Here is a 22,199-nt window from a genome sequence, read left to right as displayed (position 1 = left end):
ACGTCCAGGGCCCGCCTCTCCCCGAGCGCTCGCCGGCTTCGTGCGAAGCCGTGAACGCCCCGGCGCGAGAGGCGGGCCCTGGCGATGTCCACGGTGCGGTGCCGAGGACCGCGGGGACGGGCACGATCCGCCCCGGGCGCAGCGGCACGAGCGACCGCGGGCCTTCTGCCGCCGCAGACGGCCACGCCGCGGTCGCCGGGTGGCCGGTCTCAGCAGTAAGGTCCCCAGAGCTCGCCGTCCAGGGCGGCGGACACCACGGGCGAGCAGTCGCGCAGGCCGGCGAGCAGCGCGCGGTTGTGCGCGCGGATCTCCTCGTCGTACCCGGCCAGCGGGCTGTCCTCGGACAGGTCCAGCAGCCACAGCGGCCGCAGCGTCGCGCCGCGCAATGCCTTTCCTTCCGCGGTCCCGGCGCCCGCGTGCAGCCGGCGCACTCCCGGGAGCCGCGCCGCCATGTAGTACGTGAGGTTGAAGTACTCGGCGGCCGAGACGAGTTGTTCGTGGTCAAGGCCGTGCGCCCGCAGGTACACGGTGTCACCGCAGCGGTAGTACAGGCAGAAGCCGACCGGCGGTTCGCCGGGACGCGAGCACAGCACCACCTCGGCTTGCGAACCGGCGAGTTCCCCCTGCTCGCGGAAGGACTCGGCCATCGGGGCCACGTCGACGGTGCGGCCGTAGCGCAGGAGCGAACGGGCCAGCAGCCGGGCGACGTCCTGCCAGGACTCGGAGAGCGTGCGGTGCTCCAGCTCGTATCCGGCCCGCTCGAACTTCCGCACCTCGCTGCGGACACTGCGGGCGCGGCGCCCCGACAGCGAGTCCAGCCAGGCGGGGTAGCCGCCGGGCGGGATCTCGATCCAGGCGTCGGTCGTCAGCGCCACCGGCGCCGTCCGCACCCCCGCGGCGCGCAGCGCTCCCACGTCCTCGGTGGTCAGGTACATCGCCACCCGGGCGATCTTCGACTCCTCGTGCAGGGGCGAGCGCAGCGCGCGGACTGCGTCGAGCACCCCGGCGGCGGCCTCGGTCCGATCGGTTCCCTCGCCGGTCAGCAGGTGCGCCAGGTAGCCGCGGCGCTGGCCGATGAGCAGGCCGCCCGGCTCGGGCGCCGGCAGGCCGCGCGCGGCCAGCAGCTCGTGCCACCGCAGGTCCGGGGTGGGCTCGTCGGTCACCGCCGCCACGGGTATCGCGGCCCGGCCGCCGCCCGGGGTCGCCACGTGCAGTCCGCCGGAGACCGCCCCGGGTTCGAGGGCGCACACCCGCAGCCACAGCGCCGACGAGTAGAACCTGCCGTCGGCGAGCCGGTCCCACTCGGCGTCCCGGAGGCCGCCGATGGGATCGGCGAACGTATCCGTCGTGGCGGTCATGGCGCCTCCCCTGTTCTCTGCCGGACCGTGCCCGCGAATGCGCTGCGCGATCGGACGCTGAATGTGCCGAACATCGTGCGTTGAGTGACAACTGACCGTGCGTGGCCGGTGAGGGACGGGTGCGGCGATCGGCCGGTCGAATTCCCGAGACCGCCGGCCGGCGCCGGACGAAAAGGGACGTTGCCGCACGGCTGCGGGTCACTTCTCATTTCGGATGTGCAGACACTCTAGTCCCCGCGCGGAAGTCCCGTGCCCGAAAAGAGCGTTGGCCGATTAATTGAGGCGCGAATTGAGTGAGAATTCAGTCGCGCCGGAGACCGGGGTGAAACGGTGACACCCGCGGGCCGAGGAGCCCGGTCAGCACCGAGCAGGAGCGGAGACCGCATGTCGGCGGAGCGGGTAACAGCCCAGTACAACGAGGAGTTCCGCATGCCGGGCAGCGGCTTGCCCGCGGTCGCCCGGCACGTCAAGGACTACCCGACGCTCGCACCGTGGCACGGCGAGTATCTGGCCAGACCCCTCCTCGTCGCCGAGCGTGAGATACGCGAGTTCGCCGATGACCTTCGGCACCTCATCGACATGCTCATTTCCCTGCCGGACCGGATGTTCGGCGGGGATCTGGAGGCATTCCGGTCGGTACTCGGCATCGACGACGGCCAGTGGGACGTCATACGGAAGTTCGGTGACCTGACGCCACCCCACTTCGGCCGTGCCGACATGTATCACGACGGCACCTCGTTCAAGCTCCTCGAAACCAATCTGGGGAGCGAGTCCGGCGGCTGGGGCCTCGCGAGTGAGATATCCCAGGCGATGATGGAGGTCGACGCCTTCGCCGACTTCGCACGCCGGAACCGGCTCGGTTACGTGCATCCCGTCCGCGCCGCGGTGGAGGCCCTGCGCCGCTTCGGCGCCCCGGTGGCATCCGGCCGTGAGCCGGTGGTGGCCATACTGGAATGGCGTGGCGGTCTGAAGGACTACGGCGAGCTCTGGCGCAACTTCCAGTCCGCGCTGCGCTCGGCGGGCCTGAACGTCCTGCTGGCCGAGGCCGGTGACGTGCACGAACGCGGCGGGGCGCTCTACCTCGGGGACACGAAGATCGACGTGGTCAACCGCGCCTTCGTCCCGGACCAGATCGCCGAGGAGCCCGGCGGCTGGGACCTGGTGGCGCCCCTGCTGCGGGCGCACCGGGCGGGTGGGACGCGGTTGTGGACCCCCTTCTCCAGCAACGTGTTCGCCAACAAGGCGTGTATGGCGCTGGTGTCGGACCCGACGCGGCGGCGGGACTTCAGCGCGGACGAGTGCCGGATCATCGACCGGGTGCTGCCGTGGACCCGACTGATCAACGCGGACGCGCTCAAGACCGACACCGACCTCATCGACGAATGCCTGGAGCGGCGCGAGCAGTTGATCCTGAAGGTCAACGCGCGCGGCGGCGGGGTCGGCGCCGTGGTGGGCTGGGAAACGGACGACGCCACGTGGCGGCGGGCCCTGGAGAACTCCGCCGCCGAAGCGTGCGTCGTACAGCAGAGAGTGCTGCCACGGTCGGAGCCGGTGGTGGACCCGGTATCCGGGGAAACCGAGGAATGGCATGCGGCCTACGGCATGTTCTACACGCCGGAGGGGTGTGCGGGAGCGTATGCCAAGGCGGTGCCGGCCGGTTCGGGCAGCATCATCTCCGTCGCGGCGCATGCCGAGGCGCGCAGTGCGGCCGTCTTCCATCAGAGCGAGCGGCCCGTCTGGGGCGAAGTGCCTGTTGTGGGCGCACCGCCCGCCCATGCGACGAAGTAAAGCGAAGTCATGATGCCGCAGCATTCTCCCGACCCTTCGGCGTGGCGGCGGATTCAGGCGGCCTGGGGCCTGCCGGACCTCGCGGGGAAAGGCCGCTTCGTCACGGCCAATCTGATCGACAGTCTGGGAAACGGGCTGGTGATGGCGTTCACCGTCGTCTTCTTCGTGAAGACGACGTCGCTGTCACTGGTCGCCGTCGGCGCCGCGCTGACCGTCGGCCAGCTGCTCGTCCTCCCCGTTCCGCTCTTCATCGGACGCCTGTTGGACACCTGCGGTCCGCGCCTCGTGGTCGCCGCGGGAAACTGGATCTCGGTGGCCGGATTCATCGGATTCCTCTTCTCGCACGCGGCCTGGCAGATCGTGCTGTGGCAGTTCGTGGTGCAACTGGGGGCCACCGCCTTCTGGATGGGCAACAGTCCGCTCACCGTGCTGGTCGCCCGGGGCGTCGAGCGGTCCCGCTGGTTCGGCTTCGTCCGTGCCCTGCGCAATGTCGGCGTCGGTTTCGGCGGCGCGGCGTCCGCGGTGGCCCTGAGCATCGGAACCGTCGCCGGGCTGCGGGCGGTCATGGTCGTCAACGTGGTCACCTTCGCCGTCGCGGGCTGGCTCGTGCTCACCCTGCGGGGCGTGGACACGGACGAGACGGCCGACGCCGCGCCCGCGGAGCCGAAGTCCCCGGAGCCGAAGCAGGCGGCGGGCGACACCACCGGACAACCGTCGGCCGGCTATGGCACCGTGCTGAAGGACGCGCGGTATCTGCGGCTGGTCGCGACGAACCTCTCCTTCGTCTTCGCCTCCACGGTGCTCTCGGTGCTGCTCGCCGTCTACGCGGTGGACACCCTCGACGTCGGCGCCTGGATCGTCGGCGTGATCGTCGTGCTGAACGCGGTCATGGTCGCCCTGCTCCAGACGCTCGCCAGCCGCTGGATCGAGGCCCGCCGGCCGGTGACGGTGCTGGTGCTGGCCCTGCTGTGCAACGCGGCAGCGTTCGCCGTCTTCGGCACGCTGCTCGTGCTGCCCGGCTGGGCGGTGATCGCCGGGATGCTGATCGCGATGGTGCTCTACACCGTGGGCGAGATGCTCAGCTCGCCGCCGACCAGCGAACTGAGCGTGGTGATGGCGCCCGAGCATCTGCGGGGCCGCTATCTGGGCGTCTACCAACTGTCCTGGTCGGTCGGCGGGGCCGCCGCCCCGGCGCTGCTCACGGCCCTGCTGGAGGGCGGTGCGGCGCTGCCCTGGGTGTTCCTCACCGCGATCAGCGTGCTGGCCGTACCGCTCGTGCTCGGGCTCGACCGGCGACCCGCGGCCACGGACGAGGCCCCACCGGCCGGGGACATCGCCCCCGCGCAGTTCGACGGCGACCCGGTCGCCTGAAGCCTTCCCCCGCGCCCGTCGAGCGCGCACCGCACTCGACGCCGACCGCCGTCCGGCAGCACACCGGGCGGCGGTCGGCGTTTCCGTGCGCACCGTGCGCCGTGCATCGTGCATCGTGCTCCGGCCCGCGGCCCCGCGGCCCCGCGGCCCCGCGGCCCGCGGCCCCGTGGTCCCCCGGCGTCCCGGACGAGCAGTTGCCGCGCCGCGCCGTCCCGCCGCCCTGCTTCCGCCGTGTGCCGAACGCGGACGCCGACGCAGCCGTGGTGCAGGAACGGCTGCGCCGGCGGGTGACGCGACGGTCAGGCGTCGCCCCGGACGACGCTGGTGCTCTCGGGGCTGCTCATCGCGGTGTGTCCGCCTCCAGGGCCTCGGCGAGGCCCGCGACGGTGGGGTTTTTGAAGACCAGGGCCGGCGGGACCCGGCGCCCGAGTCGCTCGCCGAGCCGGCCCGCGACCGTGGTGATGGTCAACGAGGTGCCGCCGACGCCGAAGAAGTCGTCCTGAGGACCGAAGTCCTCCTCGACGCCCAGGCACTCCCGCCACACTTCGGCGACCAGGAGCTGCTGCTTGGTGACGGCCCGGCGGGTGGCGGGAGCCGGGGCGGGCACCGGGCGTGGGTCGGGCAGAGCGTCCCGGTTGACCTTGCCGTTCGGGGTGAGGGGGATCTCGTCGATCACGGTGTAGCTCTGCGGCAGCATGTACGGCGGCAGTTGCTCCGCCAGGTGGGCGCGCAGTGCCGCCGGGTCCGGAGCCGGTCGGCCGGGGTGCTCGGGGATCAGGTAGGCCGCCAGCTGGTCCACGCCGGTGCGGGTGCGGCGCACGGCCACCACGCACTCGGCCACGGCGGGGTGGCTCTGGAGTGCGGACTCGATCTCGCCGAGCTCGATGCGGAAGCCGCGCACCTTGACCTGGTGGTCGTTGCGGCCGAGGAAGACCAGATTTCCGTCGGGCAGCAGCCGGACCACGTCGCCCGTGGCGTACATACGGGCGCCGGGCTCCGCGGCGTACGGGTCGGGCAGGTACGCCCCGGCCGTGCGGGCCGGCCTGCCGAGATAGCCGCGGCCGACCGCGCCGCCGCCGACATACAGCTCGCCGCGGCAGCCCGGGGCGACCGGGCGCAGCTGCGGGTCCAGCACGTAGAGGTGCGCGTTGTCGGTCGCCCGGCCGAACGGGACGCTCGGGCGATGGCTGTGCCGGTCGAGCAGCTCCTCGGTGATCGGGCAGAACGCCGAGGTGACGGTCGCTTCGGTGGGCCCGTACTCGTTGAAGACCTGGCATCCCGGCGCGGTGGCGGACAGGATGCGGCGGGCCACCTCGTGCGGCACGGCCTCGGCGCCGGTGAACACCAGGCGTACGGAGGCGAGTCGCGGAGCGGGATCCGTACCGGACTCCAGCAGGATCCGCATCTGCGAGGGCGTCGCGTTGAGCGTGGTGATGCCGCGCTCGGCGACCTCTCGCAGGAACTCCTCGGGGTCGTAGGCGGCGGTGGGGCTCGCCAGGTGCAGTTCGGCGCCGGACACCAGGCACTGGAAGATCTCCCAGACCGAGTTGTCGAACGCCACCGAGTGGTTGAGCAGGGCCCGGTCCCGCCCGGTGAGCCGGCACAGCCGCTGGTTCCACTCCAGGAAGCCGGTGATGTTGGCGTGGGTGATCGCGACGCCCTTGGGGTTGCCGGTCGAGCCCGACGTGTAGATCACGTAGGCGAGGTGGTGCGGTTGTGCCTCCTCGGCCGGCCCGGGGTCCGCCCCGGGTTCCTGGTCCACCGGCACGAGCCGCACACCGTCGCCGAACAGGGCCGAGGCGGGGTGCCCCGGGTCCGCGACGACCAGCCGTACGCCCGAGTCGGCCAGCAGGTACTGCAGCCGGTCCGTCGGGTAGCCGGGGTCGAGCGGGACGTAGGCGCCGCCCGCCTTGAGCACGCCCAGCAGGGCGACCATCAGCTCCACCGACCGTTCCAGGCAGACGCCGACCAGGCTTTCGGGGCACACGCCCCCGGCCCGCAGCTCCCGGGCCAGGGCCGAGGCCCGCGCGTCGGTCTCGGCGAACGTCAGCGACCGGCCGTCGCCCACGACGCAGGTCGCGTCCGGGGTGGTCCGCACCTGGCGGTCCCACAGGCGGACCAGGGTGGTCGGCTCGGGCAGCGGCTCGGCCCGGTTGCCGAGGGAGAGGGCGCGCACCTCGTCGGCCGAGACGATCTCCAGCTCGGACAGTCGGGCCGTGGCGTCGGACACCATCTGCTCGATCACCCGCAGGAAGTGCTGGCCGAGGCCCCGGACGAAGTCCGCGTCGAACAGGTCGGTGGCGTACTCGACGGAGATGCTGAGGTCACCGGCCCCGGCGGCGTGGTCCGTCACGTCGAGGGCGAGGTCGAAGCGGGCGGTGCCGAGCCGTCCCTCCAGTTCCTTGCGGTCGTACAGCTCGGTGAGGTGACCGGCCCTCGGCTCCTCGTGCAGGGCGAACAGCACCTGGAAGAGGGGGTTGCGGCTCAGGTCGCGCTCCGGGCTCAGCTCCGCCACCAGCTTCTCGAAGGGCAGCTCCTGGTGCGCGTACGCCTGCCGCGCCACCTCGCGGACCCGGCCCAGCAGCTCGCGCCAGGTGGGGTCGCCGGACAGGTCGGTGCGCAGGACGAGGGTGTTGACGAAGTAGCCGACCACCTCGTCCAGTTCGGGGCGCGGCCGGCCGCCTGCCAGGGTGCCGACGGCCACATCGCTCTCGTCGGCGTACCGGCCGAGCAGCACCTGCAACGGGGCCAGCAGGCCCATGAACAGGGTGACGCCCTCGGCCCGGCACAGCGTGCGCAGCCGGTGTGCCACGCCGGCGGGGACGCGCAGCAGTTCGCGGCGGCCGCGGTGGCTCGCGACGGCCGGCCGGGGCCGGCTGGTCGGCAGCTCCAGCACGGGCACGCCGGACAGCCGGGTGCGCCAGTGGTCGAGCAGCCGCTCCAGCTCGGCGCCGGTGAGCCGCTCGCGCTGCCAGGCCGCGTAGTCGGCGTACGTCACGGGCAGTGGTGCCGGGGCGGGGCGGCGGCCGGCGGCGAGCTCCGTGTACAGCTCGCCCAGTTCCCGCACCAGCAGATCGACCGATGCGCCGTCGCACGCGAGGTGATGAATCGTCAGCAGCGTGATGTCGCGGCGCGGGGTGCGCAGCACGTCCGCGCGCAGCAGCGGTGGGCGGTCGAGGGCGAAGGGGGCGCGGATCCGCTCGGTCATCAGCGCGTCCAGGTCCGCCTCTGCGACCTCGGTGCGGCGCAGCGGCACCGGTCCCGGCTCGCGGAGCAGTTCGGGGCGGCCCCGGCCGGCGACGGCGACGAGCGCCGTGCGCAGCGCCGGGTGCCGTTGGACCAGCGCGGACAGGCAGTCCTGCAGCAGCGTCAGGTCGACGCGCCCGCCGGGCATGCCCAGGGCGACCGGCAGGTGGTAGGCGGGCACGGAGTCGTTCAGCTGCTCGAAGAACCAGATCCGCTCCTGGCCGAAGGAGAGCTCGGCGGTCGCGGCCGCGGGGATCGGCTCGTCGGCCGAGGGCGCCACGCCGTCCAGGGCGGCGGCGAGCGCGGCGGGCGTCGGATGGGCGAAGACCGACCGGGCGTCGACCGGCACGCCGAGCTCCGCACGCAGCCGGGCCACGGCCCGTACCGCGGTGAGCGACTGGCCGCCCAGACCGAAGAAGTCGTCGTACGGGGACACGTCGTCGAGCCCGAGCACCTCGGCCCATACGCGGCGCACCGCCGCGGTGTGCGGCGGCAGCGGGGCGTCGTCGGGCATCGTCCCGCTCGCCCGGACCGGGCCGTGCGGGATCTGCAGCACGGCACCGCGGTCGGCCTTGCCCGCGGGGGTGCGGGGCAGGGCGTCGAGCACGGCGTAGCCCTGGGCCACCATATGGGCGGGCAGCCGCTGCGCGAGGTGGTCACGGACCAGGCGGGGCAGGTCCCCGGATACGTTCCGCGCGTCGGGCGCGGGCACGAGGTACGCCACCAACTGGTCGCCGCCGGCCGCCTCGCGGTCGACGACCACCACCGCGTCCGTGACGAGGGGGTGGCTGCGCACACCGGCCTCGATCTCGCCGAGCTCGATGCGGAAGCCGCGCACCTTGACCTGGTGGTCGTTGCGTCCCAGCACCTCCAGCATGCCGTCGGCGGTCCACCGGGCGAGGTCGCCGGTCCGGTACAGGCGCCCGGAGGCGTCCCCGAACGGGTCGGGCACGAACCGGTCGGCGGTCAGCGCGGGCCGGTTGAGGTAGCCGCGGGCCACGCCCGCGCCGCCGATCCACAGCTCGCCGGTGACTCCTGGGCCGGCTTCCTGCCCACTCTCGTCGACGACGTGCAGCCGGGTGCGGGACAGGGCCGTGCCGACCGTGACCCGGTCGGCCACGGCGTCGATGCGGGCGGCGGTGGCCCACACCGTCGCCTCGGTCGGCCCGTACAGGTTCCACAGGGTGCCGCCGGTGGCGAGCAGGTCGCGGGCCAGTCGCGGATCGAGCGGCTCACCGCCCGACAGCAGCACCCGGCCGTGCCCGTCCGTCCAGCCGGACGCCAGCAGCATCCGCCAGGTGGTGGGGGTCGCCTGGACGACGCTCACACCCGCCTCGGCGATGGTGGCGGCCAGCAGCTCGGGGTCGGTGTTGGCGGCGCGCGGGGCCATCACCACCGTCGCTCCCCGGGTCAGCGGCAGGAACAGCTCCAGTATCGAGATGTCGAACGACAGCGGGGTCAGGGCGAGGACCCGGTCGTCCGCCCCGAGGCCGGGGCGTTCGGCCACGCTCCGCAGGAACGAGGCGATCGCCGCGTGGTCGACGGCCACGCCCTTGGGCAGGCCGGTCGAACCGGAGGTGTAGAGGACGTACGCCAGGTGGTGCGGGTGTACCACCGGGGCCACCGGTGCGGCAGGTTCCGCCGGGAGGTCCTCGATCAGCAGGACGTCGGCCACGCCGGACGCCAGGGCCTGCGCGCGGTGGTCCGCGTCGCACAGCCACAGCCCGGCCCCCGAGTCGGTGGTCATGTGCCGCAGCCGGTCGGCCGGGTAGCTCGGGTCGAGGGGCAGGTACGCGGCGCCCGACTTCAGGATGCCGAGCAGGGCCACGACCATCTCGACCGAGCGGCCGAGACAGACGCCGACCAGGTCCTCCGGCCCGATGCCGCGTGCCCGCAGCTCGGCGGCGAGTGCCGTGGCCCGGCGGTCCACGTCCGCGTAGGTGGCGCGGTGTGCTCCCGCGACGACGGCGACCGCGTCGGGTGTCGCGGCTGCCTGCTGCTCCCACAGTGCGACGAGGGTGGTCGGCGCCATGAACGATCCTTTCTCAGCCCCGTACGGGGAAGGTGCGCGTGATCATCTCTGCCAGCTGTCGTTCCGCGCCGCGCACATACAGGTGGGGGGCGCCCGGGAACCGGTGCAGTTCGCAGTCGGCCGAGGTGTGCGTGCGCCAGTCGGCGAGCTCCGCCTCGTCGACGGTGTCGTCGTCCGAGCCGGCCAGAACGGTCAGGGGGCAGGGCAGGGGGGCCTCGACCCGGTGCGTGTACGTCTCGCACAGCGTCAGGTCCGCGCGCAGCAGCGGCAGCAGCAGCTCCTGCAACTGGGCGTCCACGCCGTCGAATGCGGCTGTGGCGAGCAGCTTGTCGTCCGGCAGCGTGTGCCGCGGGTCGCGGTCCGGCAGGCCGGGGGCGCGCATGCCCGACAGGAACAGGCGGTCGGGCAGGCGCGTGCCGAGTGCCCGGAGCCGCCGGGCCGTCTCGAAGGCGATCAGGGAGCCCATGCTGTGCCCGAAGAAGGCGTACGGCAGGTCCGTGTGGTCCGCGATGAGCGGCGCGAGTGCGGCCACGGCCTCGTCCAGGGACGTCAGGGCCGGTTCGGCGGACCGGGTCTCCCGGCCGGGCAACTGGACCGTGCAGACTTCGACGCTGTCCGGCAGGAACGCCGCCAGCCGGTAGGCGGAGGCACCGGCTCCGGCGTGCGGGAAGACGAACAGGCGCCGCTGCGCGGTGAGGTCACGGCTGCCGAGCCCGCGCAGCCAGGCCGCTGCGAGGTCGCCGGGCGTCCTCGCTGACGCTCGCACGGAGCGCGGGGTCAGGTCGGTCCACACCTGCTCGATGTGGTCCAGGCACTCCTGGCGGGTGCCCTGCGCGCCGGTGGCGGTCCAGCCGGCGGGCAGGGCACGGTCGGCGAACCAGACCGAGTACTGCTCCTCGTGGTTCACCACGACGACGTACCGGTCCCCGGCGGGGCGCAGGGCGGGGGAGGCGTTCATGCGTCAGACCCCCACCCCGGTGAAGAAGTCGTTCTCGCGGCGGCCCCGGCCCGCGGCGACGACCCGGTCGTGCACCCACTTGCCGACGGCGAGGTCGAGTACGCCGAGTCCGAACGGCGAGAAGACCGCCGGGCGTCCGTGGTCCCGGTGCAGCCGCCCGCGCAGCAGGTCGCCGAGGGTGCCGTCGACGAAGTCCCGGTTGCCGGTGCGCTGTTCGGTCAGGTGCAGCGAGGTGCGCTCGCGTACGGCGTGGTCGACGTCGTCGGTGAAGTTCTGGGCGGCAAGGATCATCTCGGGGGCGAGGTCGCGCAGGGACAGGTGCAGGACCACCGGGTTGTGGGCCAGCAGCCGGGGGTCGTGCAGGTGCGGCTCGCCGGCCACGGTGGTCAGCAGCACCAGGTCGCAGTCGGTGAACGCTTCCTCCACCGTGCCGGCGACCACGATCTCGGCCCCGGTGTGCTCGGCCATGACGGCGCCGAAGCGGCCCGCCGCCGCCGGGTCGAGGTCGAAGAGCCGGAAGCCCTCGATCTCCCAGTCGAGGTCACGCAGGAACCGCCATACGTGCTGGGCGATCAGTCCCGTGCCCACGATGCCGACCCGGCGGGCGCGGCGCGCGCCGAGCAGCGTCTGCGCGCCGAGCACCGCGGAGGCCGCGGTCCGCGTCGCCGAGACGATCGAGGACTCCATGCAGGCGAACGGGTAGCCGGTGACGCAGTCGTTGAGGATCAGCGTGGCCGAGGCGCGGGGGATTCCGTGCTGCGTGTTGTCCGGGAAACTGGCGATCCACTTGTTGCCGGCGACCTCGAACTCGCCTCCCAGATAGGCGGGCAGGGAGATGATGCGCGACCGGTTCTGGTGCGGGAAGCGCAGGAACGAGCTGTGCGGGTTCGAGCTCTCTCCGGCGTCGTGCGCGAGGTAGGCGGCACGGACGACCTCGATGAGCTCCGGACGGTGACGGTCCGTCTCGGCGGCGATGTCGCCCGCGCCGATCACGGTCATGGGCGGTGGGGCCAGGGTGGACACGGGGTGGTGCTCCTTCAGTTGACGGCCAGGGCTTCGACGCCGGCGGGCGGTACCGCCTCCGCGTGCAGTTGCTGGGCCCACGTGGGGTCGTAGACGGTCTGGGCGTAGGCATGGCCGCGGTCGGCGGCGAGGATGGCGACCCGGGGACGGTGTGCGCCGGGGCGGTGACGCGCGAAGTGGTCCTGGACGGCGGCATAGGCGCTGCCGGTCGAACCGCCCGCGTACAAGCCGTACGTGGCGACCAGGGCTCGGCAGGCCTCGACGGCGCGCACCTCGGAGACGATCTCGACCTGGTCGATCAGCGCCTGACCGCACAGCGGCGGCACGATGCTGGAGCCGATGCCGGGGATCCGCCGTTTCTTCGGCGGGCCTCCGAAGATCACCGAGCCCTCGGTGTCGACGGCGACGACCACACAGCCCGGGTACGTCTCTTTGACCCGGTGGGAGAGCCCGGCGATCGTGCCGCCCGTGCCCACACCGACGAAGAGGTAGTCGAGCGGACCGGCCTGCGCGATCAACTCGCCCGCCGTGAAGCGGTAATGGGCGTCGCGGGCATCCGGATTGGCGTACTGATTGGGCCAATAGGCCGAGTCGAGTTCGACCAGCAGTTCCTGCACCCGGGACAGCCGGGTCTTCAGGTAGCTGCCCGCCGTATCACGGAGGGATACCTTCTCCACCCGCTCGCACAGCAGCCGGAGTTGCGCCTCGGTGGCCTCGTTGCAGTTCGGATCGATGACCGGGACGAACGAGATGCCGAGCATGCGGCAGTAGAAAGCCAGGGCCAGCGCGAAATTGCCGGACGACGACTCGACCACCGTGGTGTCGTGCGCTATCTCCCCGCGACCGATTGCCTGTTCCAGAATCCACAGTGCCGAACGGTCTTTGGTACTTCCGGCGGGATTGCAGAATTCCAGCTTGGCGACGATGTCGCACTGCTCGTCCGCCAGGGGAATCAGCGGGGTTCCCGTGAGGCCCCGGCGGATTTGCTTTGTCCGTTCGATCAGCGATTGATCAGCACGCCTGTGGAGCATGGGCCGAGTGTGGCACGGGGGCGATCGAGGCGGCTCAATCGCGACTCAAGTGCGGTGCGGCAAAGGCCCTTTCGGGGTATGGCAGGGGCTTTGGGCGTGGAGTGCCCGGGAGCATTTCTCGCGCGCTGTGCGGCAGCGTGAAGCGGCGAGGGCCACCGTAACCCTCAGCCGTTGACTCGCTCGGGAACGGACATGCCAACCGAGGGACTTCGAGGACCGTGCCACCGCGCTCCGGCCGGCGCTCGACCGCCGCGCCGTGCGGGCTCAGGGGGTGGGCAGACCGCCCGGGCGGGCCGGGCGGCCGAAGCGAACCGGCACGCCGGGGGAGTAGAGCACGCTCACCGGCGGGCCGGCCGGCGACGGCAGCCCGGCGGCGGTCACCAACTCGTCCTCACAGTGCAGGAGGTCGGCCCGGTGCAGCGGCCAGCGCGGGTGGGTGTTGGGCAGGTACACCGGTCGGCCGAAGAAGGCGTTGTGCATGCCCCAGCGGGCGGTCAGGAAGTGTTCGAGGGCGGTCGGCTCCTCGATCCGCTCGCCGATGCGCACCGCGATCCGGCAGTGCGCCCCGCGCGGCCCCGGCCAGCGGCGGCTGCTGGTGTAGCTGATGGTGTCCGCGTCACGGTGGATCGCCATCCTGGCCCATAGGTAGGGCATCCGGAAGGCGCTGCGGGCGACGGCCACCGGCAGCAGCCGCGAGGCCTCCAACGAGAGGAACACCACGCCGCGTCGGCCGTGCCGGTCCACCGAGTAGAGCCGCACGTTGGTCTCCGGAAAGGTGCCGAGGTAGGGGATGCCCGGCATCTTGAACCAGCCCACCCGGTGCATCCGGAACGCCACCAGGCCGATGTAGGTGAGCCCGTCGTAGGTGTCCGGCACGGTCCCGGCCGGCAGCAGCGGCGCCACGTCCGCGGGGTCGGCGGCCCAGTGCAGGAACGACAGGTCGAGCCAGGACTGGGTGAGCAGCGTGTCCGGAACCTCGCGCACCGGATCGGGCGTTATCGGCTCCGCGGGGGCAGGAGAGAGCGACATCACGTCAGCCTCGCACACCGCTTCGATCGTCGTCCCCGGGTACCCCTCGTCGGCTGCGAGGCAGCCCCGACTCACTGGTCGAAGCCGCTATGCGGAGGCGGCACTCTCCCAGATCTGGCGGGATGCCTCCAGCGGGTAGAACGTGTCGGCGGGCGGGAGGTCCCAGATTCTGGTGGCCGGCTGGTCCAGGGTGAAGCGCGGCCAGCCCGGGTCGCCGGTTGCGGCGAACGAGGTCCAGGCGGTTTGCAACTGGCCGGACAGGTCGGCGAAGTCGGAGGGCGGCGGTGACCCCAGAAAGCGGGTGGCGTAACGGCTGGTGGCGTTGCCGAAGGTGAACGGGACGTCGATGCCGTGGGCGGCGCCCAGGGTGGGGCCTCGCCAGGTGAAGTCGTACAGCCAGGTGAGGCCGCCCGCGCGGGCGTGGGCCCGGGCGACCCGGGTGGTCGGAATCCGTACGAGGGCGTCGGACAGCATGACCGTGCACAGGTCGGTGTCGGTGAGCCCGGGGTGGGCCCGGCGGTAGGCGGTTGCCGCTCCCTTGCCCAGGCCGACTGCCTCGGCGACCAGCTCCGGGTCGACCCCCGCCGCGGGGGCCGGGCCCTGGCCCCGGTACTCCTCGTGGGTGAAGCCGCAGACCAGGTCGACGTCGCGGCCCGCGCCGGTTTCGAGGGCGGCCCAGGGCTGCCCGGTCACCAGGTCGCCGTCGATGACGGGACCGAAGGCGCTGAAGCCGTCCTCGTGGGTGTGAAGCGGCGCGTCCTGGACCGCCAAGAGCGCCTCGGGCGGCAGGCCGGCCAGCCCGTCCCACGTCGCCGGGACGCCTGCCGCCTGCGCGATCGTGGCAGTGATCGTCTCTGCCTCGGTTCGGGTGCGGACTCCCGCCGGGATGCTCTGGGCGATCGCACGCCGGAACAGGCACCGCGCTGCGGGCGCGGCCATCAGCAGAACGGCGGAGGCGGCGCCGGCGGACTGTCCGAAGACCGTCACGTTGCCGCTGTCGCCGCCGAAGGCGGCGATGTTGTCCCGGACCCATTGCAGGGCGGCGATCTGGTCGTGCAGCCCGCGGTTGTCCGGCACTCCGGGCAGGTGTCCGAAGCCTTCAAAGCCGACCCGGTAGTTGAAGGTCACCACGACGACCCCGGAGCCGGCGAGCGCGGTGGCGTCGTAGTGGGGCATGCTCGCCGAGCCGTGCTTCCACAGGCCCCCGTAGATCCACACCATGACCGGCAACGTGGCCGCACCGGGGTCAGGGGTCCATACGTTCACCGTCAGGCAGTCCAGCCCGTTGCCGGGCCGCCACATGGCCGGGGCGCCGGGTGCCGGGGCCGGCTGCGGGGGCGCGGCCCCCAAGGCGAGAGCGTCGCGGATCCCGTCCCACGCCGGAGGCGCCGTGGGCGGTCGGAACCGCAGCGGGCCCTCGGGCGGCGCGGCGAAGGGGATTCCCCGGAAGCACGAGATCCCGTCCCTGCTGGTCCCCCGCACCTTCCCCGCGGACGTCACCACCACTGGATTCATCCAGCCCTCCTCAGCCAAGACGGTTCTCCCGGCCGCGACAGGCCGACGCAATTTTACGGCTGGGTGTCGGCCGGGACTCCCACGCCGCAATGGGCCGCACCCTGACGTGTCGGGAAAAAGGTTCTACGGCACGCCGAACCTCCTCCGGGCATTGCCCCTCTTCAGGTGCGTAGGCGCGCGTTGACCTCGTGCGCCGATTCGCCTTCGAGGGGAACCCGACATGAAGAGCAAGCTGACCGCCGTGGCCCTTGCGGCCCTCGTCGTCGCCGGCACGGCCGCCACCGCCGTCCCGGCCTCGGCCGCCCCGGCCAAGGCCGAGCCGACCCGCTGCCACACCGCCGACCTGAAGGCCGGCTTCGCCACGGGGGAGGACGCGAGACCGGAGATGGAGCAGACCGAGAAGCAGACCCAGGCGTACATCTGGTTCACCAACCAGAGCAAGCGCACCTGCACCCTGTCCGGCTTCGCCGGTGTCGACATGATCGGCGCTCAGGGGACCGACGGCACCTGGTCGCTGGCGCGCTCCTCCAAGAAGCCCGAAAGGATGACCCTGGAGCAAGGGGAAACGGTGGACTTCAGCATCACCCTGCTCCCGGTGGCCAAGTCCACGCCGCAGAAGGAGAAGTTCGTTCCGGCGAAGTTCCTGGTCACCCCGCCGAACGAGACGGAGCACTTCACCCTGAAGTGGCCGTTCGGCGGCCAGATCCTCAAGCAGGACGGCGCCACGCACCCGGCCACCTACCTCAACCCGGTCGGGCAGTAACCGACTGAACAGCCTCTGAGCCTCCCTTCAGCGTCACTGGTGGCCACCGCAGGACTCCCGGAACGAGTGGAAGCCTCCGGGCAGTGCGGTGGCCACGGCGGAACGCACCGACGCCATGCGGTGAGGGCATGCTCCCCGGCCCGGTCAGCCGTACATCGCCACGCGGTACAGCGTCGCAAGCGCGTCGTCGATGGGGTGGGGCTGCGGCTTGCCGGCGGAGTCGAGCTTGTTCCACCTCTGCATGTTCACCGCGACCGCCATCTGCCGCTTCCCGTCGGCACGGGTCATGGCCAGCGCTCCACCACCCCAGACCGTGCCGCCATGGCCCCAGAAGGTGCCCCGACCGGGACCCTCCATCGGGTGCAGGCCGAGGCCGTAGTCGATCGTCCTTCCCTCCTGGGAGACGACCGGGACGGTGCGTTGCATCTGTGCCAGCGACGACGGGCTGACGATCTCCCCGGCCAGCAGCATGCCGAAGAAGCAGTTGAGGTCCGCGACGGTGGAAATCAGCGAGGCCGACGGCCCCACCCATGACATGTCGTAGACGCTGTAGTCGCGCGGCGGGTCGATCATGCCGAACCACGCCTCGTAGAGCTGCGAGTGCGGCCCGTTGACGTACGGTCCGGCGGGGAGTTCGGTGTCCCGGAGCCCGGAGCGCTCGATGACGTTGCGGGTGATGTACCGCTCGGCCGTGGTGCCGGTCACCTGTTCCAGGAGCTGGACGAGGAGCAGGTAGTTGGTGTTGGAGTACACCCCCGGAGCGCCGCCCGGGACGCCGACGGCAGGTGCGGCGACCCCCATCTCGATCAGTTCAGCGGGGTCGAACCGCGTGAGCCGGTGGTCGTCCAGGCTCTGGGGTCCGGTGTCCGCGAGGGCCGGGAACGCCTTCAGGGAAGGGTAGGCGTACGGCAGGTACTCGGCGAGGCCACTGGTGTGGTTGAGCAGCATCCGGACCGTGATCGCGTCACCGCGCTCTCCGGGAACCAGCTTCGGAAGGTACCGGGCGATCGGTGTGTCGAGACCGATCCGGCCGCTCTCGACCTGCTGCAGGACTGCGGCGGCGGTGAAGGTCTTGGTGATGCTGCCGACACGGTGCCGCATGTCGGCGGTGACGGGGCGGCCGGTGGCGACATCGGCGACCCCGGCGGCTCCGCGCCAGACCTGGTCGCCGTCTCGCACCTCGGCGAACAGGCCCGGCATCCCGGCGCGGTGGACGCTTTCCATAGCGGCGTTCAGCTCCGCGGAATCCAGCGAGTTCCTCACGACATGCGTCCTTTCGTCTTCCCCGGGGCGAGCTCCGCATCGGTCGCCCGACCCGGACAACAGGGCACGAGTGGCACGCCGGCCCGTCCGGCATACTCATGTCCTCATTATGCACGCGGTGCGTGCAACGCCAAGTGCACAGGTAGGCTGAGGCCCGGCGAGAGGAGCAAGATGGCAGGCCGACGGCGTTGGTCAACCGAAGAGATCCTGGATGCGGCGGCGGAGCTGCTGCGCACGAGCGACGCGGATTCGTTCAGCGTGCGCAAGCTGGCCACGGTCCTCGGGACCGATTCCTCCAGCCTCTACCGGCACTTCCGCAGCAAGACCGAACTGCTGCGCGCGGTCGCCGACCGGATCCTCTTGGCTGCCATGAAGGGCCACCGCCCCGAGGGCGACTGGAAGCAGCGCATCACGGCCCTGGCCCTGCGCGTGAGGGAGGTCTTCGGACAGCAGCCCCAGCTCGCCGCGGTCTGGGGACGCTACGCATCGAGCGGCACCGGTTCCCGGCTGGTCATGGAAGAGGTGCTGCAGGCGCTGCGCGCGTCGGGACTGCCCGACGCGGAGATCCCGGCGCGCTACCACCGGATCGCGGTCCTCCTCGCCGCGCTGGTCGCCTCCGAGGCCGGGGCCGGCACGGTCACCCCGGAAGAGCACGAAGAGGGCATGGAGCTGTTCCGCGTGGCGGTACTGGGCGCCGACCCCGAACGTTTTCCGGCCCTGGCCCACTTCGCCCGCGACATCCGCCCCCTCGGAGCGGACCGCCGCGCCGCATTCGAAGAGATCCTCGCCGCCCAACTCGCCCACATCGAAGCCGCGATCCACCCGAGCTAGGTCGTTTCGTTCGGATCAGCAGCTCGTTCTCGGTCGTCGTCGAGCGGATGCCGTCACGCAGGTGAGGGGCAACGCGAGACCGCCGAGCGAGGCCGCGGTGGGCCTTCGTCCAGCGCGGCCCTCCTCCTCGTCAGTTCGTGCCCGGCAGCGCGCGTTCCATGAGGGCCTCGGCTGCTGCTCGCGCGTGCCGGCCGTAGTCCGCTTCGTTCAGCACCATGGCGCGACTGGCCGCGCCGTCCGCGAGGGTGACCAGTTGTTCGGCGAGCGCGACGGGCTCCCGGCAGCCCAGCTCCCTCACCAAGGAAGTGACCAGCTCGGTCATCCGCAGTTTCTGTTCGCGGGCGTGGGAATGGACCGCGCTCTTCGGGTCGGGGAACTCCGCGGCGGCGTCGATGAACGGGCATCCGCGCACCGGAGCCGCGTCCGCCGCGGGGTGGTCGAACAGCCCGAGGATCCGCTCCCTTGGGGCAATGTCCTCGCGGGTCAGCACGCTCTCCAGCGTGGCGCCCGACGACGCGAGGTCCTGCAGGTGGGCGATGACCAGGTCGCTCTTGGTCCGAAAGTGCGCGTAGAGCGTGCGCTTGGACACCGGCGCCTCCTCCGCGACCTGCTCCATGCCGGTCGCATGGATCCCCTGGGTCGCGAACAGCCGGGCGGCGGCAGCCAGGATGCGCTCCCGGCCCCCACGCCCCCCTCGTCGAGGTGCAGTAGTCGTCGTACCCATGACGCAAGTATACGTAGGCGTTTACCTCGACAGGCTCGGCTCGCTAGGGTGTCTCCATGTAAACGCTTCCGTTTACAAGCGCTGTCCCTGAGGAGTGTTCCATGAACAGGCCAGTCCCCACCGGTCCCGCCGACCCCACCGAGCTGAGTGGCTGCGCGGAGAAGCTGATACGCGACCGTCACGCGACACGCGCGTTCCGTCCGGAGGCCGTGCCGGCGGATACGATGCGCGCGATCTTCTCGCTGGCCGGCGCCGCGCCGTCCAACTCCAATGCGCAGCCCTGGCAGGTGGAGGTGGTGAGCGGCGCGACGCGTGAGCGCCTGGCGCACGCTCTGCGGGCGGCCCACGCCGAGCAGCGCGCCTCGGCGGACCTCCCGTATTCCGAGGACATGTACGCGCAGGTGCAGCAGGTCCGCCGGGCCGCCTTCGGCGCCGAGCTGTACGGAGCGCTGGGCATCGACCCTGACGACCATGCGGCACGTGCGGCCTACGACGCGGAGAGTTTGCGTTTCTACGGTGCGCCACACGCGGCGTTCCTGTTCGTCAACGGTGACGGCGGGCCACGGCTGGCCGCAGATGTCGGCGCCTACATGCAGACCCTTCTCCTGGCGATGACCGCGTACGGCGTGGACAGTTGCCCGCAGGGGCTGCTCAGTTTCTACGCCGACACGGTCCGCGGCGAGCTCGGCGTCACGGGAGGAAAGCTGCTCGTGGGCATCTCCTTCGGCTATGCCGATGAGACCGCGCCAGTGAACCGGGTGACGACCGGGCGCGCCCCGCTCGAGACGACCACGACTTTCCACGCCTAGGGACCTTCGTGTGGAACTCGAAGGCGATCGCGTCGATCACCTCCCGGTGATCCCGCCGGCGACCGCCCCGCTTCGGGTCCGGTCCGGGAGCAACGGCTCACTTCACGTATATTGCACACCACTTCGCGGAACAGCCGGACCAACGACCGACCGGCCAAACGAAACGTCCCAAGGGTTGTCCCGTAACTGACCTTGGGCACGAGGGTGATGGGTCAGGACTGGATCCTGGGGATCATCGGTGGGGGGCAGAGTTCCCCTGGTATGTTGCGCCGATGTCAGCGATCAAGAAGTTCCAAGTCACCTTTGACTGCGCGGAACCTGAGCGTCTCGCTCGTTTCTGGTGCGAGGTGTTGGGGTACGTCGTACCGCCGCCGCCGGAGGGGTTTGCCACGTGGGACGATTTCACGCGCTCGCAGCCACCCGAGCAGCGGGATTCCTGGTTCGCCTGCAGTGATCCCTCAGGTGTGGGCCCGCGACTGTACTTCCAGCGCGTTCCCGAAGGGAAGGCCGCCAAGAACCGGGTGCATCTCGACGTGCGGGTCGGCACCGGACTCGTGGGTGAAGAGCGCCTCGCCGCACTTGAGGCCGAATGCGCGCGACTGGTCTCGCTCGGCGCGGTACACGTGCAAACGCTGCTCGCCGATGAGGACAACGAGTCGTGCATCCCGATGCGGGACATCGAGGGCAACGAGTTCTGTATCGACTGAGCATTCTCCGAGCCGGAGGGGGTGGGGAGCCGTCTCTTTCGGACCTCTCTGGGCCCGTATGGGGCGGGAGTTGTCCCACCGGTGCCCCGGTAGCCGCCGTCTGCCATGACCGTGACCCGGCCGATGGCGGCCTTCGCGCCGGAAAGTTCCCACGTGCCATCCTGGGTAGCCCCGTTCACCGGGCTGAGCCCGCGGCAGTCGGGCAAGCTGGCCCACTTCGGTGCGGCGGCCATCGATCGATTGCCGACAGGACGGGGCCGATCGGAATGTTCCTGGGCTCGTCGGGCCAACGGTTTGGCCGCACGGCGCTGCGCTGTGGCTGCAGCGTCGGTTCCGGCCCGACTGGGTCCCGGTCAGCGTCAACTTCGGCTCAGTTCCTCGACGTTCAGTAGTGGATCACCGAGCACGAAGGGCAGTTCCAGCGGCGCCGACCAGTCTCAGCGGAACGCGGCGACATTGCGGGTGGCCCAGTCGGCGAAGGGACGCGGTGCGCGGCCGAGGACCCGCTGGACGTCCGGGCTGACACGCAACTCGGCCGGGCTCGGGGAGCCGAGGATGTCCAGAGTGTCGTCGGCGAGCTCCGCCGGCATGCTCTGGGTCATGGCGGCCTTGGCCTCGTCCCGGGTGAGCTCGTGAAATCTCACTGGCGAGCCCAGCGCGGTGGCGATGGCCTCTGTCTGCTGGCGCGGAGTGATCACCTCCGGGCCGGTCAACTCGTAGACGCCGCCGATGTGCCGGTCATCCAGCAGGCAGGCTGCCGCGACCGCGGCGATGTCCGCCGGGTCGATGATCGGCACCCCGACGTCGCCGAAGGGCGCGGCGACGACCTGTTGCGCGCGGACGGACTCGGCCCACCACAGGGCGTTGGAGGCGAAGCCGCCCGGCCGCAGGATCGCCCACTCCAGGCCGGATTCCCGAAGCGTGTCCTCCAGTGCGCGCATCGCGATCCGCGTGGGGCCGGAGGGCCTGGTCACCACGCCCAGCGTGGAGAGCAGGACGACCCGGCGGACCCCGCTGACCGCAGCGTCGCTGATGATGTCGGCAGGGCTGGCTCCAGTGGCGTGCAGGTCGCCGGACAGCAGCAGGAACAGCGCCTTCGCCCCGGTCAGCGCGGGCGTGAGGCTGCCCGGCTTGGCCAGGTCCGCCGCTACGTGGCGGACGCCGTTCGGCACCGCCGCCGAGTGCCGTGACACTGCCGTCACTGGCCGGCCCGCCCCGGCCAGCGCCTGCGTCAACGGCCGGCCGATGTTTCCGGTGGCCCCGGTCACCACGATCATGATCAGCTCCTTCGTCGGATGTCCTCTGTGGCCTTCACGCTAGGAGCTTGGCTAACTTTTAGTAAGGACGTACCTTGAGGTAAGTTCATTACATGGTGGAAGGTGCGCAGCGCGGACGGGTTGAGACGGGGGAGCGGTATGACGTGTTTCACACCGCCTGCCCCGCGCGCGACGTGGTCGACCACGTGACCAGCAGGTGGGGCATCTGGGTGCTGATCTCCTTGCGGAGCAACGACCTCCGGTTCTACGAGCTGCGCGAAAGCATCCAGGGCATCAGCGAGAAGATGCTCGCCCAGACTCTGCGCGCGCTGGTTCAGGACGGCCTGGTCCGGCGGGAGGTCGAGCCGACGACGCCGCCTCAGGTCACCTACGGGCTGACCGAGTTCGGCCGGGATGTCGGCGAGCCGCTGACGGAGCTGTTCGACCGGATCACCCGGCGGCTGTCGTCGCGCAGCGCGGGATAGCGTGGTCGCG

General features: G+C 71.4%; 17 protein-coding genes. 7 read left to right on the top strand and 10 right to left on the bottom strand.

Annotation, left to right across the window (positions count from 1 at the left end):
* Positions 1-209: 209 nt before the first annotated feature.
* Positions 210-1,358: a GNAT family N-acetyltransferase gene (locus AB0411_RS21685; protein ID WP_366418902.1), complete on the bottom strand. Its 1,149-nt coding sequence runs from the start codon at positions 1,356-1,358 to the stop codon at positions 210-212.
* A 384-nt stretch (positions 1,359-1,742) separates the two neighbouring features.
* On the opposite strand from AB0411_RS21685, the gene AB0411_RS21680 reads away from it, so the two are divergent.
* Together AB0411_RS21680 and AB0411_RS21675 are read left to right on the top strand one after the other, a co-directional pair.
* A complete protein-coding gene (locus AB0411_RS21680; protein WP_366418901.1) occupies positions 1,743-3,146 on the top strand; it encodes a hypothetical protein in 1,404 nt (467 codons plus the stop codon).
* Between the two features lie 9 nt (positions 3,147-3,155).
* Positions 3,156-4,517 (top strand): MFS transporter, encoded by a 1,362-nt coding sequence (locus tag AB0411_RS21675; RefSeq protein ID WP_366418900.1) that lies wholly within the window; start codon positions 3,156-3,158, stop codon positions 4,515-4,517.
* Positions 4,518-4,857: 340 nt separating this feature from the next.
* Here AB0411_RS21675 and AB0411_RS21670 read toward each other — a convergent pair whose 3' ends face one another.
* From AB0411_RS21670 to AB0411_RS21645, 6 genes are all read right to left on the bottom strand, one after another.
* Positions 4,858-9,795, bottom strand: a complete 4,938-nt coding sequence (locus tag AB0411_RS21670; protein ID WP_366418899.1) for an amino acid adenylation domain-containing protein — start codon at positions 9,793-9,795, stop codon at positions 4,858-4,860.
* A 13-nt stretch (positions 9,796-9,808) separates the two neighbouring features.
* A complete protein-coding gene (locus AB0411_RS21665) occupies positions 9,809-10,753 on the bottom strand; it encodes a thioesterase domain-containing protein (RefSeq protein ID WP_366418898.1) in 945 nt (314 codons plus the stop codon).
* A gap of 3 nt (positions 10,754-10,756) precedes the next feature.
* Complete coding sequence (gene sbnB / locus AB0411_RS21660; protein ID WP_437042866.1) at positions 10,757-11,752, bottom strand: 2,3-diaminopropionate biosynthesis protein SbnB; 996 nt, start codon at positions 11,750-11,752, stop codon at positions 10,757-10,759.
* Positions 11,753-11,790: 38 nt separating this feature from the next.
* Entirely contained in the window at positions 11,791-12,807 is a 1,017-nt protein-coding gene (sbnA, locus tag AB0411_RS21655) for a 2,3-diaminopropionate biosynthesis protein SbnA (RefSeq protein ID WP_366418896.1), read from the bottom strand.
* 264 nt (positions 12,808-13,071) lie between these two features.
* The gene (locus tag AB0411_RS21650) at positions 13,072-13,836 is read right to left on the bottom strand and encodes a YqjF family protein (RefSeq protein WP_366418895.1); all 765 of its coding nucleotides are present in this window, start codon (positions 13,834-13,836) and stop codon (positions 13,072-13,074) included.
* A gap of 87 nt (positions 13,837-13,923) precedes the next feature.
* Entirely contained in the window at positions 13,924-15,351 is a 1,428-nt protein-coding gene (locus tag AB0411_RS21645; protein WP_366418894.1) for a carboxylesterase/lipase family protein, read from the bottom strand.
* Between the two features lie 220 nt (positions 15,352-15,571).
* Here AB0411_RS21645 and AB0411_RS21640 point away from each other — a divergent pair, with 220 nt between their 5' ends.
* Positions 15,572-16,114 (top strand): DUF4232 domain-containing protein, encoded by a 543-nt coding sequence (locus AB0411_RS21640; protein WP_366418893.1) that lies wholly within the window; start codon positions 15,572-15,574, stop codon positions 16,112-16,114.
* 144 nt (positions 16,115-16,258) lie between these two features.
* Here AB0411_RS21640 and AB0411_RS21635 read toward each other — a convergent pair whose 3' ends face one another.
* A complete protein-coding gene (locus tag AB0411_RS21635; protein WP_437042863.1) occupies positions 16,259-17,338 on the bottom strand; it encodes a serine hydrolase domain-containing protein in 1,080 nt (359 codons plus the stop codon).
* 210 nt (positions 17,339-17,548) lie between these two features.
* Between AB0411_RS21635 and AB0411_RS21630 the strand changes: the two genes are divergently transcribed.
* Positions 17,549-18,208 (top strand): TetR/AcrR family transcriptional regulator, encoded by a 660-nt coding sequence (locus AB0411_RS21630; RefSeq protein WP_366418891.1) that lies wholly within the window; start codon positions 17,549-17,551, stop codon positions 18,206-18,208.
* A gap of 130 nt (positions 18,209-18,338) precedes the next feature.
* On the opposite strand, the gene AB0411_RS21625 is transcribed toward AB0411_RS21630, so the two are convergent.
* A complete protein-coding gene (locus tag AB0411_RS21625) occupies positions 18,339-18,932 on the bottom strand; it encodes a TetR/AcrR family transcriptional regulator (RefSeq protein ID WP_366418890.1) in 594 nt (197 codons plus the stop codon).
* Positions 18,933-19,033: 101 nt separating this feature from the next.
* Between AB0411_RS21625 and AB0411_RS21620 the strand changes: the two genes are divergently transcribed.
* Both AB0411_RS21620 and AB0411_RS21615 read left to right on the top strand, forming a co-directional pair.
* Positions 19,034-19,741 carry a nitroreductase gene (locus tag AB0411_RS21620; protein WP_366418889.1) on the top strand — a complete coding sequence of 236 codons (708 nt, stop codon included), beginning with the start codon at positions 19,034-19,036 and terminating at the stop codon, positions 19,739-19,741.
* A 272-nt stretch (positions 19,742-20,013) separates the two neighbouring features.
* Entirely contained in the window at positions 20,014-20,448 is a 435-nt protein-coding gene (locus AB0411_RS21615; RefSeq protein WP_366418888.1) for a VOC family protein, read from the top strand.
* 437 nt (positions 20,449-20,885) lie between these two features.
* On the opposite strand, the gene AB0411_RS21610 is transcribed toward AB0411_RS21615, so the two are convergent.
* Positions 20,886-21,725 carry an SDR family oxidoreductase gene (locus tag AB0411_RS21610; protein WP_366418887.1) on the bottom strand — a complete coding sequence of 280 codons (840 nt, stop codon included), beginning with the start codon at positions 21,723-21,725 and terminating at the stop codon, positions 20,886-20,888.
* A gap of 92 nt (positions 21,726-21,817) precedes the next feature.
* Between AB0411_RS21610 and AB0411_RS21605 the strand changes: the two genes are divergently transcribed.
* Positions 21,818-22,189 (top strand): winged helix-turn-helix transcriptional regulator, encoded by a 372-nt coding sequence (locus tag AB0411_RS21605; RefSeq protein ID WP_366418886.1) that lies wholly within the window; start codon positions 21,818-21,820, stop codon positions 22,187-22,189.
* The last annotated feature ends 10 nt before the right edge of the window (positions 22,190-22,199 follow it).

This window comes from Streptomyces angustmyceticus, from assembly GCF_040701845.1.
GTDB lineage: Bacteria > Actinomycetota > Actinomycetes > Streptomycetales > Streptomycetaceae > Streptomyces > Streptomyces angustmyceticus_A.
This window is presented reverse-complemented; position numbering and strand designations above follow the sequence as displayed.